Raw genomic sequence first — 19,571 nt, 5'->3', positions numbered from 1 at the left:
CCGCCGGCCGCGCTTCCCGTCGTCGGCAGCCGGTCATTCCCCGGTGGACTCGTCCTGGCTGCCGGTGTCATCGGTGGGGCCCTCGGTCGGCTGGCTGGCCATCCCGCCCTCGGCCCGCCGCTCCAGCACTCCCTGGTTCAGATGCTGTTCGAGCATGTCGAAGAGGATCTCGCGGACTCCGGTGTCACCGGAGCGGATGGTGGCGCCGTCCGTGCGGGCGACCACCGCGTAGGCGATGTAGTGGCCGCGTACCTGCCAGCCGACCCGTGCCGGGGCGGTGGTGATGACCTCCGTGTCGTCCCCCGCCGACATGCCGCGGAAGCGGCCCTGCCGCTCGTCGAGCAGTTGGCGAATCCGATCCCGGGCCCGCTCGGCGCTGGACCGGTCGGTGAGGTTGAACAGTCCCGTGGTGACCAGGTGGTCGCCGTCCGGTGCGCGGAGGGTGGCCCGGACGACCTGGTTGCAGCCGAGCCGGACCAGCAGCTCCGAGACCTCCCCGGTGGCGGCTACCGGGCAACTGGCGCTGGACTGGGTGCGTAGCACCTCGTAGCCGTTCTCAGCGTCGCCGACGGCGAGAGTGCTGGCGGGGAAGACCTCGCGGGCGGTGAGCGGCGCCTGGTCGGTGTCCCGGGAGTCGAGGTCGCTGGCGTCGGCGGGCGCCGTGCCACGCGTGGTGTCCGGTGCGGCGCTGGGCCCCGCCTGCTGACCGATCAGGGTCCGACCGTCCAACAGGGTGGCGGCGGTGAGACCGCAGAGGCCGAGCAGCACCAGCGCCGCGGCGCCGCCGACCAGCACCTGCCATCCGCGACCGCCACCTCGGCGGGGCGGCGGCGCGACGGTCGTCGTGCCGGGCCCCGGCGGTGCCGCCGCCACGCCGACCGCCGCCGGTTCGTCGGGCGCGGGCGGCGGCGGGTCATACCGTGGTGCCGGCTCCTGCTGCCCGGTGGGGAACGCCCCACGTGGCGGCGCCGACGATGGCAGCATGATCTGGTTCGGGCGGGCCAGCGACGGGGTGGGGAAGCGCGACGGGGACGGCCCGGCCGGGGGCGGCGGGCCGGGCGGGGGCGGACTGCCCGCGGTCTCGTCGTCCCGGTACGGGACGTATGCGTCCTCATCGGAGTCGTACCGATACACCATGTCGTCCAGAGTAGGGATGTTTATCCCTTTAGTGGGTATTTCGTCGAAACGCGGTTGATGAACGTGTCGGAGTAACCGGGGCGCCGTACCTTCGGCCCGATCCGCACTCGGTGCGAGAATGGCCGGCGTGACCGGGGACCACTACTTCACCGCCGAGCCGAACGCGCCCGCCCAGGCGCGCGAGGTGCAGTTCACCGTCGCCGGCCGCGACTACACCCTGGCCTCGGCATCCGGGGTCTTCTCCGCCAGCCGCCTCGATCCGGGCACGGCAGTGTTGCTGCGCAAGGCCGAGCTGCCCGATGCCGCGACCGCCGGTGCGGCGCTGCTCGACCTCGGCTGCGGGTTCGGCCCGATCGCCTGCGTGCTCGCCACCGTCGCGCCGACGGCGACGACCTGGGCGGTCGACGTGAACGAGCGGGCCCGGGGACTGGCGGCCGAGAACGCCGCCCGGCTCGGGTTGTCCGGCCGGCTGCGGGTGACGACGCCCGAGGAGGTACCCGCCGACCTCCGCTTCGCCCAGATCTGGTCCAACCCGCCGATCCGGGTCGGCAAGGACGAACTGCACGAGATGCTGCTGCGCTGGCTGCCCCGACTGGCCCCGGGCGGGGTGGCCTGGTTCGTGGTGGCCCGCCATCTCGGCGGTGACTCGTTGCAGCGCTGGCTGGTCGAGCAGGGCTGGCAGGTGGCTCGGCACGCGAGCCAGAAGGGGTTCCGGGTGTTGCGCGTCACCCGCTGACCGGGTAATCGGTTGGCCTGCCGGGCCGGCTCGGGCAGGATGCCCGCGTGGGATACGTGGACGTGGCGGCGGTCGGGCATGTCCTGCCCGACGGGCGGGAACTCTTCGCCGACGTGTCGTTCCGGGTCGGCGAGGGCGCCAAGGTGGCGCTGGTCGGGCCGAACGGTGCGGGCAAGACGACGTTGCTGCGAATGGTCGCCGGTGACCTGCCGGTGCGTACCGGCGCGATCGCGCGTACCGGTGGTCTGGGCGTCATGCGCCAGTTCATCGGCATGATCGGTGACGAGTCGACGCTGGCCGACCTGGCCCTGTCACTCGCGCCGCCGTCGCTGCGCGACGCCGGTCGTCGGCTGGCCGAGACCGAGGCGGCCATGCGTGAGGCCGAGCTGCGCGGCAAGTACAGCACCGCCGCCGGCAAGGCCCAACTGGCGTACGCCGACGCGTTGGCCGCCTGGGGCGAGACCGGCGGATACGACGCCGAGGTGCTCTTCGACACCGTCGCCACCATCGTCCTCGACCTGCCCTGGGAAGCCGCCCGGCAGCGCCCGGTCCGGACCCTCTCCGGTGGGCAGCAGAAGCGCTTCGCCCTGGAACTGCTGCTGCGCGGCCCCGACGAGGTGCTGCTGCTCGACGAGCCGGACAACTTCCTAGACGTGCCGGGCAAGCGCTGGCTGGAGGCACGGCTGCGGGAGTCGGCCAAGTCGGTGCTCTACGTGTCGCACGACCGGGAGCTGCTGGCGCACACCGCTGACCGGGTGGTCGCGGTGGAGGGTGGCAGCGCCTGGGTGCACCCGGGCGGCTTCGCCAGCTGGCACGAGGCGCGGGTGTCCCGGCATGACCGCCTCGACGAGCAGCGCAAACGGTGGGACGAGGAGCACCAGAAGCTGCGCGAGCTGATGCTGATGTACAAGCAGAAGGCCGCGTACAACTCCGGTATGGCCTCGCGTTACCAGGCGGCGCAGACCCGGTTGCGCAAGTTCGAGGAGGCCGGGCCGCCGCCCGTACCGCCGAAGGAGCAGGACATCCGGATGCGGCTGGCCGGCGGACGGACCGGCAAGCGCGCGTTGGTCTGCGAGCAGTTGGAGCTGGACGGCCTGACCTACCCCTTCGACCTGGAGCTGTGGTACGGCGACCGGCTGGCGGTGCTCGGTGCCAACGGCACCGGCAAGTCGCACTTCCTGCGCCTGCTGGCCCGGGGTGGGACGGACCCGGACCCGGCGAACGGCCCCGTCGACGACGCGCCGGCGCTCGCTCCGGTGGCGCACGACGGGGTGGCCCGACTCGGCGCGCGGGTCCGACCCGGTCACTTCTCCCAGACCCACGACCGGCCGGAGCTGATGACGCGGACGCTCGTGGAGATTCTCTGGCGGGGCGACGAGCACCGGGCCGGCATGGACCGGCACGCCGCCATGGCGGCGCTGTCCCGGTACGAGCTGGCGGGACAGGGTGACCAGCGCTTCGGCACCCTCTCCGGCGGGCAGCAGGCGCGGTTCCTGGTGCTGCTGCTGGAGCTGTCCGGCGCGACCATGCTGCTGCTCGACGAGCCCACCGACAACCTCGACCTGGCCTCGGCCGAGGCGTTGGAGGCCGGGCTCACCGCTTTCTCCGGCACGGTGGTGGCGGTCACCCATGACCGCTGGTTCACCCGCACCTTCGACCGGTTCCTGCTGTTCCGGGGCGACGGCGAGGTGGTCGAGACCGACGAACCGGTCTGGGACGTGGCCTGAGCGGTCTGGTCCCGCGGCCGGCCCTGCGACCACCCGACAGGGCGACATATGGTGATCCGGTGAGTGAGATGAACTATCGCCGGCTGGGCGACTCCGGGCTCGTGGTGTCCGTCGTGGGGATCGGCTGCAACAACTTCGGCCGCAAACTCGATGTCGACGGCACCCGCTCGGTGGTCGACGCGGCCCTGGACGCCGGAATCAACTTCTTCGACACCGCCGACATCTACGGCGAGCCGCACGGCGCCTCGGAGGCGCAGCTCGGCGCGGCCCTGAAGGGCCGCCGCGACGACGTGGTGCTGGCGACCAAGTTCGGCATGTCGATGGCCGGTAGCAACGGGCGGGACTTCGGGGTACGCGGCTCGCGGCGGTACGTGATCCGGGCGGTCGAGGCGTCACTGCGGCGACTGGACACCGACTACATCGACCTGTACCAGTTCCACGAGCCGGACTCCGGCACCCCGATCGACGAGACGCTGGCCGCCCTGGACGACCTGGTCCGCGCCGGCAAGGTGCGGTATCTGGGCAACTCCAACTTCTCCGGCTGGCAGATCGCCGATGCCGACTGGACGGCCAAGACCCGGGGACTCACCCGGTTCGTCAGCGCGCAGAACCACTACAGCCTGCTCAACCGGGACGTCGAGATCGAGGTGCTGCCGGCCTGCGACCGGTTCGGCTTGGGCATGCTGCCGTTCTTCCCGCTGGCCAACGGGCTGCTCACCGGCAAGTACAAGCGGGGCGCGGCGCCACCCGCCGGCAGCCGGCTGGCCGGCGGTGGCCGGTACGCCCAGCGGCTCGCCGCCGCCGACTGGGACACCATCGAGGGCATCGAGGCGTACGCCGCGGAACGGGATGTGCCGATGCTGCACGTGGCCATCGGTGGGTTGGCCGCCCAACCGGCGGTCACCTCGGTGATCGCCGGTGCCACCACGCCGGAGCAGGTGCGCGCCAACGCCGAGGCCGGTGCCTGGCAGCCCACCGAGGACGACCTCAAGGCGCTGCGGGCGGTGCTCGACCGCTGACCCGTGCCGTGCTCCTTGCGTCGACATGAAGTCGGCGGCGTCCTCTCCAGGACGCCGCCGACTTCATGATCAAGAGGTCGGGTGAAGGGCCCCGCCCGGACGGTGCCGGACGGGGCCCTGTACTCACAGCTTGCGGCCGGGAGCCAGCCGCGTGGGGTCACCGCCGAGGCGGCCGGCACCCTTGACGGACTCGCCGTCGTTGGCCCGTACGCCCGTCTTGCTGGCCGTGCCGCCGAGCCGGACGATCATGGCATCGGCGTCCCGGATCAGCACGTCCCGGATCTCCGCCTCGCCAACCAGTTCGGCGTCGCCGGCCAACGTCCGGAACGCGGTGAGCTGGTTGATCGCCCGTCGGTCGTTGCCCTCCGCCTCCGCCGTACGGGCGTTGGAGAGCCGCTTCGACAACTGGTTGTACGCCTTGTTGGAGAGCCGACCCGTCGCCTTGAACCGGTCCAGCAGGTTCTGCATGTCCCGGAACGAGGTGGTGACGAAGAAGCGGACCGTCGTGGTGGTGGCGTTGCCCGCCTTGTCGTTCGCCGTGACGGTCAGCTCGTGCAGGCCCAGCGGCAGCTCGTACATCGCCTGGAGCGTGCCGCTGACGTAGGGACGGCCGTCGAGCTGGCCGACCACTGTCGCGATGCCCGAGGTCGGGTCGACCGCCTGCCAGGACACCCGGACGTCCTGGCTGTCACCGTAGAGCTGGCCGTCGGCGATGCCGGAGACCAACAAGGTCGGCTTGGTGCCGTCGATGCGTACCACCGCCGCCTTCAACGTCTCGGCGTTGCCGGCGGTGTCGGTGGCCCGGTAGAGCAGCTCGTGGTCCCCGTCGCCAGTGATCTCGACCGGCTCGGTGTACGGCGTCCAGTCGCCACCGTCCAGCGACCACTCCAGCAGCGCCACCCCGGAACCGGCGTCGGTCGAGGTGAGCACCACCGGGACGGTGCCGTCGTGCCAGCCCGCGTCGTTCGCCGGGGCGAACGACGCGGTGCTGACCGGCGCGGTGGCGTCGATGCGGACGGTGACCGCCTTCGTCTCCTCCACGTTGCCGGCCTCGTCGGCGGAGCGGAACCGCAGCTCGTGCTCGCCGTCCCCGGTCACCGGCACCGGACCGGTGTATGCGGTCCAGTCGGTGGCGTCATCGAGCTGGTACTCGGTGCGCGCCACCCCGCTGCCGCCGTCCTCGTCGACCGCGGTCAGGGTGACCGTCGCCGGGCCGGTGAGCCAACCCTCGACCGGGGTGCCGGACACCTCTGCCGTGGTGACCGGCGCGGTCTCGTCGTCCGATCCGGCGTCGGTGGAGAGCCGGAAGTAGTCGAACGATGCCGCCTTCGATGCGGTCTGGTTGCCGCCGAGGGTGAACAGGCCCACCTTCGGCGTCGCACCGACGGCGGCGTTTGTCAGCTCGGTCAGCGCGGTCCAGGTGGTGCCGTCCGTCGAGTACGACGCGGTGAACGTGTCACCGCTGCGGGCCAACCGCAGATGCCACACCGACTCGGTGAGGCTCTCCGCACCGGGCTGCGGATTCTGTACCACTCCGTCGATCTCGCTGCGGAACTCGATCCGCCGCGTGACCGTCTGGCCGGCCTGGTTGTCCACGATGTAGTCGAACTTCAGGTAGTTGTCGTCGTCGGCGTACACGATCAGGCCGGCCTGCTGGTACTGCTCGTCCAGCAGACTGCCGTCGACCTTGGTCTCCAACGTCCAGTCGCCGCTCGGTGCGTTCTGGAGAATGAAGTTCGTCGGCCCGGTGTTGTCCGTGCCGTAGATGTCACCGTTGGGCACGTCGACCCGCAGCGACCCGTCGCTGATCTGGTAGGCGGTCGGGTCCTCCCGGACGATCGCGTTCCACCGGCACTTGTCCAGTGCGTCACCGGTGAACTCGTCCGACGGGTCGACCGGGCCGGGCGGCTCGTCCGGCGTCACCTGGAACCAGTCGAAGGCCGCCTCGACCACGGGTGCGTCGGTGCCCCCGTTGAGCGCGAACAGGCCGATCCGCGGATTCTCGATGCCCTCCAACGCGGCGGAGCGACCGACCGGGGTGAAGGTCTGGCCGTCGGCCGAGAGCGCGGCGGTCAGGCTGGTGCCGTCGCTACTCACCCGCAGGTAGACAGTGTCACCCGCCGGTGCGTCGGTGCTGTCGGCACCCTCGTTGCGCGGGGTGCCGGCGGTCTCCCGGATGAACTCCACCCGGCGGCTGCCGTTGTAGAGCAGGTCCAGCTTGGCGTAGTTCTCGTCGTCGCCGTAGACCAGCAGGCCGGCCTGCTGGTAGTTGGCGGTCACCGGCAGGGTGACCTTCGTGGTCGCCTGCCAGGCTCCCGACGGTGCCGGCTGGAGCACCAGGTTGGTGGCGTCGTTACGGCTGCCGTACAGGTCGCCGACGCCGGTGGGGAGCCGCAGCGCGTCGTCGGAGACGGCCAGGAGCTGGTTCTCCCGCACCACCTCCCACCGGTCCCGGTCCAGGCTGTCGCCGCTGAAGTCGTCGGACCGGGTGCCGAAACAGGAAGTGTTCGGCGCGTCGATCCGGACCGGTACGGTCGCGTACGACCGGGCACCACGGCTGTCGGTCACCGTCAGGGTGGCGGTGTAGTTGCCGGGTGCGGTGTACGTGTGCTCGGCCTGGAGCGTGTCCGCCGTGCCGCCGTCACCGAAGTCCCACTCGTACGTCAGCGGGGTGTCACCCTCGGGGTCGGTGGCGGTGCCGCCGAACGCGATGGTGACCGGCGCGGTGCCGGAGGCCGGCGTGGCGGTCGCGGTGACCGCCGGCGGCGCGTTGTCGGTGACGCCCTTACCGACGAAGTCCGCCCAGTTGACGTTGAACAGCGATCCCGCGCCGCCGGCCGGGTCCTGGGCGACGAAGTACAGCGAACCGCTCGCCGCGCCGGTCACCGGTGCGGTGACGTCGGTGTAGGTCTGCCAGTCGCCGGTACCCGGCACGGCCGCCGTGGCGACCACAGGTCCGTCGACCGCGCCGGCCCGCACCTCGATCACGCCGCCGCTGACGGCCGAGGCGACCCGGAACCGGATCTCGTCGATCCCGGTCAGGTCGGCCGGTACGACCGACCACCAGTCGCCGTCCTCGATGAAACCGATGTTCTGGCCGCCACCGGCGGAGTCGCCGGTCGCCTCGCGCTGCACCCCGGGGTCGCCGCCGCCGGTGCCGTCCTCGGTCCGGCCGGTCGCGGTGAAGTATTCGGCCTGCTTGCGCTTGGGCTGGAGAATCTCGATCGCGCGGCCGGTCAGCGGGTCGGCCCCACCGGACCCGCCCTGGTCGGTGTAGCTGGCCTCGAACACGGTGAAGACGTTCGCCTCGGCGCCGTGGCCGGCGGCGAGCTGGGTCTGCACCGTGCCGGTGCAGCCGGTGTGCTGCTCCAGCGGGTGGGCGTGCTCGTCATGCCCGAGCAGCACCTGGAGTTGGACGTCGGCGCAGTCGACGTCCCCGTCCTCCGGGTCGGTCACCGTGATCGTGTACTTGACCTGGTCGCCCCAGTCGAAGAAGCCGCCGTCCGGCGGGAACTCGATGGTCACGGTCGGCGCGGTGTTGCCCACCGTGATCGGCACGTTCGCCACCGCCGTACGACCCTTGGGGTTGGTGACGGTGAGCTGGGCGGTGTAGTTGCCCGCCTCGGCGTACGTGTGGGTGGGGTTGGCCTCGGTGGAGGTGCCACCGTCGCCGAACGTCCAGGCGTAGGTGAGCGTGCCGCCGTCCGGGTCGCGCGAGCCGGCACTGGAGAAGGCGACGGTCAGCGGGGCCTGCCCGGAGGTGGGCTCGGCGTTGGCCACCGCGATCGGTGCCCGGTCACCGGCGATGTAGTCGATCCGGTAGACGCCGGAGTTGTCGTTGTTGCCGCCGAAGCCGCTGCCCCACTCGATCAGGTACATCGCGCCGTCCGGACCGAACTCGAAGTCCATCGGCCGGATGAAGGACATCCCGGTGAGCAACTGGTTGATGTCGACCAGCTCGGTGCCGTCCTCGGTGACCTGCATCGTGTACATCTTCGACTGGTTCCACTCGCCGAGCAGCGCCTTGCCGTCGTAGTACGCCGGCCACTTGCGGTCCGAGTCGAGGTCGGCGTCGTACCGGTAGACCGGGCCGCCCATCGGCGCGCCACCGCCACCGATCTCGGGGTAGCGCGGGTCACCGCCGTAGCCGTAGTCGACGGTGGCCGGGATGGCCGGCGGCAGGTTGGTCAGGCCGGTGTTGTTCGGCGAGTTGTTCACCACTGCGGCGCAGTCGAACTTCGGCCCGCTCGGGCCGGAGGGGAACTGGTAGTCGTTGTACGCCTCGTTGGTGCCCGTGCAGTACGGCCAGCCGTAGTTGCCCGGTTCGTCGACGATGTTCCACTCGACCAGGCCCTCGGGGCCCCGGTTGGGGTTGTCCGACGCGGCGTCCGGGCCGTAGTCGGCGACGTAGAGGGTGTCGGTGGCCGGGTCGATGCCGATCCGGAACGGGTTGCGGAAGCCCATCGCGTAGATCTCGGGCCGGGTCTGCGCCGTACCCGGCGGGAAGAGGTTGCCCTCCGGGATGGTGTACGTCCCGTCGTCCTGCGGGTGGATCCGGATCACCTTGCCGCGCAGGTCGTTGGTGTTGCCGGAGGTGCGCTGCGCGTCGTAGTCGGCGCGTCCGGGCCGCTCGTCGATCGGCGTGTAGGCGTCCGACGAGAACGGGTTGGTGTTGTCCCCGGTGGCCAGGTAGAGGTTGCCGGCGGAGTCGAACGTCATGGTGCCGCCAGCGTGGCAGCAGGTGTTGCGCTGGGTGTCGACCTGGAGCACGACCTCCTCGCTGGCCGCGTCGATCGAGTCGCCGCTGACCGTGAACCGGGAGAGCACGTTGCGTGCCACGCCGTCGTTCGGGGCGTAGTAGAGGTACACCCAGTTGTTGGTGGCGAAGTCCGGGTCGAGCCGGATGCCGATCAGGCCGTCCTCGTTGCCGGTGAAGACGTCGAGGTCGATGGCGGTGACCGTGTTGCCGGTGTCCGGCTTGACGATCTGCACCCGGCCGTCGCGTTCGATGTAGAAGACCCGGCCGTCGGGCGCGATGTCCAGCTCCATCGGGTTGCTGGTGTTGCTGTCCAGCGTCACCTTCTCGAAGCTGGCGGTAAGCGACGCACCGCAGTCGGCACCCTGGATCCCGGCGGCGGTGCGGATGCCGCCGAGCAGGTGGGTGCGGAACTCCGGTTCGGCGTACGACTCGTCGGTGTGGCCACCGCCGGTGTACCAGGCCCGGCCGCCGTCGTAGTCCTGGCACCAGGCGATCGGGTGGTCCGGCCCCATCGCGCCGGAGCCCGCGTTGTAGCTGGTCTCGTCGAGGGTGGCCAGCACGTGCACCGAACCACGCGGGTTGGTGCGGTAGTTGTACCACTCGTCGAACCGGGACCAGCGTCCCGGCAGGTGGGCGGTGGAGGGATGAGCCGGATCCTCCACCTTGACCGTGGCCTGCTGGTTGGCCGGGTGGCTGTTGAAGTACGCCCCCACTAATTCGCCGTACCAGGCCCAGCTGTACTCGGTGTCGGCGGCGGCGTGGATGCCGGCGTAGCCGCCACCGGCCTGGATGTAGCGCTCGAACGCCGCCTGCTGGTCGGCGGTGAGCACGTCTCCGGTGGTGGAGAGCCAGATCACGGCCCGGTACTGGGCCAGGTTGGCGTCGGTGAAGGCAGCGCCGTCCTCAGTGGTGTCGACGGTGAAACCGTGCTCCGCGCCGAGTTCCTGGATGGCGGCGATGCCGGTTGGGATGGAGGCGTGGCGGAAGCCGGCGGTCTTGGAGAAGACCAGCACCGAGAACGTCTCGGCGGCGGCTTCCGGTACCGCCTGGGCGACGGGGGCGGGCGCGGCCTGGGCGGCCGGGGCCGCCAGGAGCATGGTCGCGGCGAGGCCCAGGGATAGGAAGGCGGCTGTCAGGGGTGCACGGGCACGAGGTGTTCGGGGCACTCCGGTCTCCTTTGTCCTTGCTGGACAGGGGTCACGGGGTCGGCCCGCCGAAGACCGTCCCAGATGGGGCTGGCCCGGCCACCTTGCCGAAGGGTGGCCGTCCCAGCATTTATGTCGAGTCGCTGAACAAATTAGTTCCGCTGGAACGATTAATGGCAAGGTTTCAATGGATAACGTTTCGGTAAACGCAACTGACATTTTCGGCACAGCCCGCCCAAACCACCACGGCTGCCGGCCCGCACCTCGGGCGGAGGCCGGTTGGCGCCGAGAGTGAACAGGCCCACCCTCGGGGTCGTACCGACCGCAGTGCTCGTCAACGTCCCCAGGGTCGTCCAACTTCTCGAAGGCGGCGGCGCGGCCGGCACCGCAGTGCACGCCGCGTTCTTCTGGCCGCCGTGCTGCTGCGAGTCGGCACGACAGGGCAGGCTGCGCCCCTGCCGGTGGCGCAGGATGGGCTTGGCGGAGCCGGCGAAACGACGTACGGTGACACCCAACGAACCCACGGGAGCCCGGTGCACCGGGCTGAGAGGGGGGCTGTGAGCCCCCGACCGTCGAACCTGATCCGGGTAATGCCGGCGCAGGGAGGAGTGTTGCCGTGCCGTCCCTGGGGCGACTGCATCTGATCACCGACACCCGACCCGGGCGGGATCCGCTCGCCGTGCTGCGGGCCGTGCTCCCGGTGGTCCACAAGCAACTGGTGGTTCAGGTCCGCGTCGAGGACTGCGCCACCGACCGGCAGACGTACGAGCTGACCCGGCAGGTGTTGGCCCTGGTTAGGCCGTACCGGGTGCCCTGCCTGGTCAACGACCGACTGCACGTGGCCTTGGCCACCGGCGCCGCCGGTGGTCACGTCGGTGCCGACGACCTGCCCGTGGCGGCGGCCCGGGAGGTGCTCGGCCCGACGGCGGTGCTGGGTGCCACCGCGCGGGAACCGGCAACCGCGCTTGCCGCGGTCACCGCCGGAGCTAGCTACCTGGGCGTGGGACCGTGCCGTGTCACCGCCACCAAGGACGGGCTGCCCCCGCCGATCGGCGCGGCCGGTGTTCGGGCGGTGGTCGAGTCGGTCGAGGTACCGGTGATCGCCATCGGTGGGGTGACGGCGGCGGACGTGCCCGAGTTGCGGGCCGCCGGCGCGTACGGGGTGGCGGTGGTCGGTGCGCTCTCCGGAGCCACCGATCCCGCCCGCGCCGCCGCCGAGCTGGTTCGGGCGCTGACATGTTGACCGGACGCCCGGCCACCAGCGGTGTGGTGCCACCGCGCCGCCCCGACGTGGCAGTCGTGGGGGGCGGGCCGATCGGGTGGGCGGTCGCCTGGCGGTGCGCGGCGCGCGGGTTGCGGGTGGTCGTGCACGATCCGGCGCCCGGGTCGGGTGCCTCGCAGGTGGCCGCCGGCATGCTGGCACCGGTCGCCGAGGCGTACTTCGGCGAGCGGGAGCTGACCGCCCTGCTTACCGAGTCGGCCGGCCGCTGGCCCGGGTTCGCCGCCGAACTGACCGAGGTGACCGGCACCGACATCGGCTACCGGACCGAAGGCACCCTGATGGTCGGGCTGACCACCGACGACCTCGCCGAGGCGCGTCGGCTCTGGGCGTACCAGCAGGAGTTGGGGTTGCCGGTGACGCCGCTGCGCCCGTCGCCGCTGCGCGAGCGCGAGCCGGCGCTGGCGCCCCGGGTGCGTGGCGGCGCGCTCGCCGCCACCGACCATCAGGTCGACCCGCGCCGGCTGGTGCCGGCGCTGCGGCTGGCGGCGGAGCGGGCGGGCGCGGTGCTGGTCGCCGAGCCGGTACGCCGGCTGTCCGACGTCGCGGCCGGCGCGACGGTGGTCGCCGCCGGCTGCGGCAGCGCGGCCCTGACCGGTCTGCCGGTCCGTCCGGTGAAGGGCCAGGTGCTGCGGCTGCGCGCGCCCGATGGCGGGCCGCCAGGCTTCCGGCACGTGATCCGGGGGTACGCCGACGGCGAGCACGTCTACCTCGTGCCGCGCGACAGCGGTGAGGTGGTCGTCGGTGCGACCGTCGAAGAGCGCTCCGACCTCGGTGTCTCCGCCGGAGCGGTGCTGCGGCTGCTGCGGGCCGCCGTCGACCTGCTGCCGGAGATCGCCGAGTACGACCTGGTCGAGACGCTGGCGGGGCTGCGTCCGGGCACGCCGGACAACGCGCCGATCCTGGGCCCGTTACCGGGGCGGCCGGGGGTCCTGGTCGCCACCGGCCACCACCGGCACGGGATCGTGCTGACTCCGGTCACCGCAGACATGATCACCGACTTGATCACGGGGGACGGCAACTCCGACGCACTGCTGGCACCCTTCCGGCCGGACCGGTTCGCCGACTCACCCGGCGTCGTGGGCGCAACGGCCGCTCGCACTTTTCCGCACTCGACGGAGGACGACTCGTGGAACTGACCGTGAACGGTGCCGGGTGCAGCCTGCCGGACGGGCTGACGGTGGCCGACCTGGTCCGCGACATCACCGGCCAACAGCGCGGCGTCGCGGTGGCGGTGAACGGTGAGGTGGTACCGCGTACCGGCTGGCCGGCGACGGTGCTGCGCGGCGGTGACCGGGTCGAGGTGCTCAGCGCCGCCCAGGGCGGGTGAGCCGGATGGACCACGAGTCGAGCGCCTTCGAGTTGGGCGGCGTCCGGTTCACCTCCCGGCTGATCCTCGGTACCGGCGGGGCGGCCAACCTGCACGTGCTGGAGCAGGCGATCCGGGCGTCCGGCACCGAGTTGGTCACCCTGGCGCTGCGCCGGGTGGAAACGGTGCCCGGCGGCTCGGGTGGCCTGTTGGACCTGCTCGATCGGTGCGGTGTGCGGCTGTTGCCCAACACCGCGGGCTGCTACACGGCGGGCGAGGCGGTGAAGGTGGCCCGGCTGGCCCGGGACGCGTTCGAAACCGACTGGGTGAAGCTGGAGGTGATCGGCGACGAGCGGACGCTGCTGCCCGACGGGGTGGAACTGCTCCGCGCCGCCGAGGAACTGGTCGAGGACGGGTTCACCGTGCTGCCGTACACCTCCGACGACCCGGTGCTGGCACGGCGTCTGGCTGACGTCGGTTGCGCGGCGGTGATGCCAGCCGGCGCGCCGATCGGCTCCGGCCTGGGGATCAACAATCCGCACCACATCCGGCTCATCCGGCAGGACGTGGCCGTGCCGGTGATCCTGGACGCGGGGATCGGCACCGCCTCCGACGCGGCGCTGGCCATGGAGTTGGGCTGTGACGCGGTGTTGCTGGCGAGCGCGGTGACCCGGGCCGCGGACCCGGTGGCGATGGCCACCGCGATGCGGTACGCGATCGCCGCCGGCCGCCTCGCCCATGGCGCCGGCCGCATCCCGCACCGCTTTCACGCCCTCGCCTCCACTCCCGACGAAGGCCGCCCCGACCTGTGACAGTCCAATCCGATTCCGTGGACCTTGGTACGAATCTGCCCCTCCAGGGGCCGGTTCGTACCAAGATCCGGATTCCTTCGGGGATCGTGTTGCTTACGGATCGGCGGGTGGCTCGCGGTGGCCTGGTTCGGGTGGTGGCGGCGGCCGTGGCCGGGGGAGTGCGGTGGGTGGTGCTGCGGGAGAAGGATCTGCCGCGTGCCGAACGCCTCGCCCTCGTCGCCGAGCTGCGGCCGATCCTGACCGAGGCGGGCGGGACTCTGATCATCTCCGGTCCCGACCCGCTGACCGACCACGGCGACCCCGACCGCCGTGCGCTCGGCGTCACCGTCGACGCGCCCGGGGCCGACATCACCGATGCTTGTCCCGGCATCCGGGCCGGTGCTGCCGGAGCCAGCCGGTCGCCGGTCGCGCTGCACCTGTCGGCGGCCGGCCCCTACCCGCCGCCCGCCGCCGACCTGATCGGCCGCTCCTGTCACGACACGGCGGAACTACGCCGCCTCACCACCGAGGACTACGTCACCCTCTCGCCGGTCTTCCCCACCCGGACCAAGCCCGGCTACGGCCCACCCCTGCTTCCCGCAGGGCTGGCCGAGCTGATCAGGCGGAGCCCGGTGCCGGCGCTGGCCCTCGGCGGCATCGAGACCCCCGCCCAGGTACACGCCTGCGTCCAGGCCGGTGCCTGCGGTGTAGCGGTCCTCGGCGCCATCATGCGCGCCCACGAACCAGAACAGACCGCAGCCGCCCTGATCGCCGCCTTCCACGCCACAGCCCCGCCGACCCCCTCAAGCAGGCACGTCCCGGTGGACCCGCCCACGACGGGACCGGAGCCCCCGGCGCAGCACGCCCGGACGACCCTGAGCCCCCCAAGCCGGCACGTTCCGGCGGGGGATGACCACGACGGGGCTGCGGCCGACCGTGCCCACGCAGGGATCAAGCCTGATCGCCCGGAGTGGGCACGGTCGGCCGCAGCCCCCGACCGCAACCACAAGACAACCCCAGCCCAAGAGGAACTGCCGTGACCCCAACCACCGTGCTGACCGTCGCCGGTTCCGACTCCGGTGGCGGTGCCGGCATCCAGGCCGACCTGAAGGTCTTCGCCGCCCTCGGCGCGTACGGCACGAGCGTGCTGACGGCGGTCACCGCGCAGAACACCCGGGGTGTGGACGCGGTACTCCCGCTGCCCCCGCAACTGGTCACCGACCAGCTCGACAGCGTGCTGTCGGACTTCGCGGTGCGGGCGGTGAAGACCGGGATGCTGGGCACCCCGGCCGTGGCGGCCGCGATCGCGGACGCGGCGGCGGCCGGCCGGCTACCGCAGCTGGTCGTCGACCCGGTGCTGGTGGCCACCAGCGGGCACCGGCTCGGCGTGGCGGAGGCGGTGGAGCGGTTGCTGCCGTACGCCCGGGTGGCCACCCCGAACAGCGCGGAGGCCGCCGCGCTGACCGGGGCGGCGGTGACCGACGTGGCGGAGATGACCACGGCGGCGCGGGCCCTGGCGGCCGGTGGACCGGAATGGGTGATCGTCACCGGCGGCGACGTGGACGCCGGTGCGGAGGCGGTGGACGTGCTGCACGGCCCGGATGGGACGACGGTGCTGCGCGCCCCGAGGGTGCCGACCCGGCACACCCACGGCACCGGTTGCTCGTTCTCCGCGGCCGTGACGGTGCGGCTGGCGCTGGGCGATCCGGTGCCGGTGGCGGTCCGGACGGCCAAGGAGTACGTGACCCGGGCGCTGACCGGCGCTCGGGACTGGGAGCTGGGCGCGGGCCGTGGACCGATGGACCACTTCGGTTGGTCCGCCTGATCAGGGAGGCTGTCATGCAGGCACGTCGCAAGGTGTACGTCGAGGGATCACGGCCGGACGTCCGGGTGCCGTTCGCGGAGGTGAAGCTGACCGGGGACAACCCACCGGTGCGGCTCTACGACACCTCCGGACCAGGCTCGGATCCGGAGGTCGGGCTGCCGCCGTTGCGGGGACCGTGGATCGCCGAACGGGCCGACGTGGCGCCGGTACGTGGTGCCGGAACCCCACTGGCCGGCTCGGACGGCAAGCGGCCGACGCAGCTCGCGTACGCCCGTGCCGGTGTCGTCACACCGGAGATGGAGTTCGTGGCGATCCGCGAGGGGTTGGCGCCGGAGTTCGTCCGGGACGAGATCGCGGCGGGGCGGGCCGTGTTGCCGCTCAACATCAACCATCCGGAGTGCGAGCCGGCGATCATCGGCAAGGCGTTCCTGGTCAAGGTCAACGCGAACATCGGCACCTCGGCGGTGACCTCGTCGGTGGCCGAGGAGGTGGAGAAGCTCACCTGGGCCACCCGGTGGGGTGCGGACACGGTGATGGACCTGTCCACCGGCAAGCGGATCCACGAGACGCGCGAGGCGATCGTGCGCAACTCCCCGGTGCCGATCGGCACGGTGCCGATCTACCAGGCGCTGGAGAAGGTCGGCGGTGACCCGGTGCAGCTGAGCTGGGAGGTGTTCCGGGACACCGTGATCGAGCAGGCCGAACAGGGCGTGGACTACATGACGGTGCACGCCGGGGTGCTGCTGCCGTACGTGCCGCTGGCGGTGGACCGGGTGACCGGCATCGTCTCGCGGGGCGGCTCGATCATGGCGGCGTGGTGCCTGGCGCACCACGAGGAGAACTTCCTCTACACCAACTTCCGGGAGCTGTGCGAGATCCTGGCCCGCTACGACGTGACGTTCTCCCTCGGTGACGGCCTGCGGCCCGGCTCGATCGCGGACGCCAACGACGAGGCACAGTTCGCTGAGCTGCGGACGCTCGGCGAGCTGACGAGGGTCGCCTGGGAGTACGACGTCCAGGTGATGATCGAGGGTCCGGGGCACGTGCCGATGCACAAGATCAAGGAGAATGTCGATCTCCAGCAGGAGTGGTGCCACGAGGCGCCCTTCTACACGCTCGGTCCACTGACCACCGACATCGCGCCCGCGTACGACCACATCACCTCGGCCATCGGGGCGGCGATGATCGGCATGTTCGGCACCGCGATGCTCTGTTACGTCACGCCCAAGGAGCACCTCGGACTGCCCGACCGGGACGACGTGAAGGCCGGGGTGATCGCGTACAAGATCGCGGCGCACGCGGCGGACCTGGCGAAGGGACATCCGGGGGCGCAGGCCTGGGACGACGCGTTGTCGAAGGCGCGGTTCGAGTTCCGTTGGGAGGACCAGTTCAACCTCTCGCTGGACCCGGACACCGCGCGGTCGTACCACGACGCGACGCTGCCCGCCGAGCCGGCGAAGACCGCACATTTCTGCTCGATGTGCGGGCCGAAGTTCTGCTCCATGAAGATCACCCAGGATCTGAAGGAGTACGCCGCCCGCGGCATGCAGGACAAGTCCGACGAGTTTGTCGCCTCCGGCGGACGGGTCTACCTGCCGCTGGCCTGACCGCTCCGGGCGGCGAACGGGCGAGACGCCAGTGCTCCAGGTCTGGGTGACATGATCATGTCACCCAGACCTGGAGCGCCCCTACCGCTCTCTGACGGTCACTGAAGGTGAACACGCCGCTCGGGACCGGCGGATCCGGGTGCGCGGGCGGGTGCCTCAGCGTCGGTGGTGCCGCCCCGTCGAACGCAGGGAGCGGCGTGGTCCCTTCGGCGGCGTGGGCTCGTCGTCGTCCAACGGCCGGCTGAGCCCGGCGACCCAGTCGACGTACTCCTCGTCCTGAGCGGGCAGCGGTTCGTCCTGCTCGGTCGCGGCATTCTCGGTGGACCGGGACCTGCCGCGTCGGAACAGCCCACGTCGGCTCTTCTCCGCTTCGCCGTCCGGCTGGACGTCCTCGGCCCGGGCCGCAGGCGGCTTCGTGAAGGCGGCCGTAAGGTCACGGGCGGTGGCCGCCGGCTCGATGGAGACCTCCGGGGTCTCCGGCAGAGCCGCGGTGATGCCGGATGATTCGGGCGTAGCGGGCTCGGCCGGCGTGCGACCGAGGTCGGGCAGCGCGAGTCGTTGCCGAGGCTGCGGTGCCGCCTCGGGTGACACCTCCGCCGCCGGGTCTCCGGCACCATCCGCCGGGGCCGGGGCCGGGGCCGGGGCCGGGGCCGGGGCCGGGGCCGGCGGTGCCATCGCTGTCGTGGTCGGCGGGTCCGCTGAGAGGGCCGGCGTGCGGGGGGTGCGGGCGCGGCGGGGCGTCGGAGTCTTCCCGGTGGGAACAGCCGGGGCATCGGCCTCCGCCGTGGCCGGTGCCGGCCGGGGCAGGTCGCTGCCGTCGCCCACCGGGGCCGGGTCGGTGGCCGCCTCGGACTGCCCGGCCGTCTCCCGCACCCCCGCTTCGCGATCCGGCTCCCGCTCGCTCCGCTCGCCGCTGTCTTCGCTGTCGACGGAGCGTGCCGCGTCGTCGGTGCGTACGTCGTCCCGGGACCGTTCGCCGTCGCCGTCGCCGTCGCCGTCGGTCGGCGCGGCTGCCGGTGATGCGGTGACGGCGACGGCCTGGCCGGGGACAGCCGCGTCGCCGGCTACGGACGTGGTCGCGGCGGCGGACGGATCGGTGTGTGCGACCGGCCAGTGCCAGTGCGGCGGTGAGCCGTCGGAGGCGGCGGCCCGAAAACCGTCGTCGGGGCGGTTACCACCGGTCAGGTGGTCGGGCTCGGTGCCGCTGTCGACGGTGACCGGGTGCGTCGAGGTGGGCGTCGCGCCGGTCGAGTCCCCGGTCGACGTGGCAAGCGTTGGGGGCGACGGCAACGGTTGGAGGATGGCGGTCGGCTCGATGACGGTCCCGCTGGTGGGCGTGGCCTCCCCGCTGGTGGGCGTGGCCGCCCGGTGGGTGAGCCGGCCGGTGAGCGGCCAGGGCAGTAGGGCTGCCGCAGCCGAACCGAGCGCGCCGACCAGCACCGCGATCAGCGCCGCGTAGTAGGGGGTCAACTGGTACCGGTCGCCCGTGTCACCCGGGCCGGCGGCCAGATAGGCGAACGCCACCAGCACCGGTCCGGCGACCCCGCTGGGCCCACTGACCAGCGGAGGATGTCCTCGCCACCGGGCCGCCGCCGCGGTCGCCGCGCCGGCCAGCAGGGTGACCATCGGCAGGATCAGCAGCGCCAGTTGCTGTGCGGTGCCGGCGGCGAGCCAGGCCGGCTCCAGCACGCCGAGGCGCACCGGGGTCAGCGGGCCGCTCGCTCCCAGCGACGGCAGCACGGACAGTAACGCCAGTAGCCAGACCGCTGCGGCCACCGCTGCCATGTTCCAGGCGAAGGGCGGCCGGACCAGCACGGCCAGCGCGGCACCGGCACCGACCACCGCGCCGAGTCCGGCACAGATGGCCACGGCCCAGACCGGATCGACCGAGATGAGCTCGGCGTTACGGGCCGGCTGCATGCACAGCGGCGCCACGACCGTGGCGCCCAGCGCGGCGCTGCCCGCCACGGCCAGTTGCCGTGGGGCGCCGGTGAGCTGCCCGCCGTGGCGGGCCAGGCGCTCGGTGAGCACGGCACCGATCACGGCGGCGTTCGTGGCGAACCAGCCGGCCCAGACGAGCTGAGCTGGCCACTGGTTGATGCTCGCGCCGGTGAAGCTTCCGGTGAGTCGGACGATGCCGAAGCCGAAGGCGAGGCCGAGCTGACCGGCGCCGGCCAGCAGGCTGACGCCGAACGCGGTGAACAGTAGTCGGCTCGATGTCCGATGGGCCATGACCG

Annotated in this window: 12 protein-coding genes, 1 pseudogene and 1 riboswitch; of the genes and pseudogenes, 10 read left to right on the top strand and 3 right to left on the bottom strand. The window is 72.0% G+C overall.

The features are described 5' to 3' along the window. Positions 1-33: 33 nt before the first annotated feature. A complete protein-coding gene (locus O7601_RS02930; protein ID WP_281564755.1) occupies positions 34-1,137 on the bottom strand; it encodes a hypothetical protein in 1,104 nt (367 codons plus the stop codon). A 127-nt stretch (positions 1,138-1,264) separates the two neighbouring features. Here O7601_RS02930 and O7601_RS02925 point away from each other — a divergent pair, with 127 nt between their 5' ends. From O7601_RS02925 to O7601_RS02915, 3 genes are all read left to right on the top strand, one after another. After that, positions 1,265-1,873 (top strand): methyltransferase, encoded by a 609-nt coding sequence (locus tag O7601_RS02925; protein ID WP_281564754.1) that lies wholly within the window; start codon positions 1,265-1,267, stop codon positions 1,871-1,873. Between the two features lie 47 nt (positions 1,874-1,920). Beyond that, positions 1,921-3,600: an ATP-binding cassette domain-containing protein gene (locus O7601_RS02920; RefSeq protein WP_281564753.1), complete on the top strand. Its 1,680-nt coding sequence runs from the start codon at positions 1,921-1,923 to the stop codon at positions 3,598-3,600. Between the two features lie 68 nt (positions 3,601-3,668). Beyond that, a complete protein-coding gene (locus tag O7601_RS02915; protein ID WP_281566772.1) occupies positions 3,669-4,619 on the top strand; it encodes an aldo/keto reductase in 951 nt (316 codons plus the stop codon). Between the two features lie 123 nt (positions 4,620-4,742). On the opposite strand, the gene O7601_RS02910 is transcribed toward O7601_RS02915, so the two are convergent. Further along, positions 4,743-10,544: a ThuA domain-containing protein gene (locus O7601_RS02910; protein ID WP_281564752.1), complete on the bottom strand. Its 5,802-nt coding sequence runs from the start codon at positions 10,542-10,544 to the stop codon at positions 4,743-4,745. Positions 10,545-11,035: 491 nt separating this feature from the next. Next, positions 11,036-11,145, top strand: a riboswitch (TPP riboswitch). On the opposite strand from O7601_RS02910, the gene O7601_RS02905 reads away from it, so the two are divergent. From O7601_RS02905 to thiC, 7 genes and pseudogenes are all read left to right on the top strand, one after another. Further along, a complete protein-coding gene (locus tag O7601_RS02905) occupies positions 11,140-11,766 on the top strand; it encodes a thiamine phosphate synthase (RefSeq protein WP_281564751.1) in 627 nt (208 codons plus the stop codon). It overlaps the preceding riboswitch by 6 nt. After that, complete coding sequence (thiO, locus tag O7601_RS02900; protein WP_281564750.1) at positions 11,760-12,941, top strand: glycine oxidase ThiO; 1,182 nt, start codon at positions 11,760-11,762, stop codon at positions 12,939-12,941. The genes O7601_RS02905 and thiO overlap by 7 nt, the downstream gene beginning before the upstream one ends. Then, positions 12,932-13,132, top strand: a complete 201-nt coding sequence (gene thiS / locus O7601_RS02895) for a sulfur carrier protein ThiS (protein ID WP_281564749.1) — start codon at positions 12,932-12,934, stop codon at positions 13,130-13,132. Before thiO ends, thiS begins: the two co-directional genes overlap by 10 nt. A 5-nt stretch (positions 13,133-13,137) precedes the next feature. After that, complete coding sequence (locus tag O7601_RS02890) at positions 13,138-13,923, top strand: thiazole synthase (RefSeq protein WP_281564748.1); 786 nt, start codon at positions 13,138-13,140, stop codon at positions 13,921-13,923. Between the two features lie 65 nt (positions 13,924-13,988). After that, a pseudogene (locus tag O7601_RS02885) lies at positions 13,989-14,681 on the top strand (thiamine phosphate synthase); the annotation flags it as partial. Between the two features lie 257 nt (positions 14,682-14,938). Then, entirely contained in the window at positions 14,939-15,727 is a 789-nt protein-coding gene (gene thiD, locus O7601_RS02880; protein WP_281564747.1) for a bifunctional hydroxymethylpyrimidine kinase/phosphomethylpyrimidine kinase, read from the top strand. 14 nt (positions 15,728-15,741) lie between these two features. Beyond that, positions 15,742-17,334 (top strand): phosphomethylpyrimidine synthase ThiC, encoded by a 1,593-nt coding sequence (gene thiC, locus O7601_RS02875; protein WP_281564746.1) that lies wholly within the window; start codon positions 15,742-15,744, stop codon positions 17,332-17,334. Positions 17,335-17,490: 156 nt separating this feature from the next. Here the strand turns inward: thiC and O7601_RS02870 are convergent, their stop codons facing one another. Beyond that, the gene (locus O7601_RS02870; RefSeq protein ID WP_281564745.1) at positions 17,491-19,566 is read right to left on the bottom strand and encodes a hypothetical protein; all 2,076 of its coding nucleotides are present in this window, start codon (positions 19,564-19,566) and stop codon (positions 17,491-17,493) included. Positions 19,567-19,571: the final 5 nt, after the last annotated feature.

The sequence above is a fragment of the Verrucosispora sp. WMMD573 genome (genome assembly GCF_027497175.1).
In the GTDB taxonomy this organism is placed as follows: domain Bacteria; phylum Actinomycetota; class Actinomycetes; order Mycobacteriales; family Micromonosporaceae; genus Micromonospora.
Note: the sequence above shows the minus strand (reverse complement) of the source record. Positions and strands in the feature narration are given on the sequence as shown.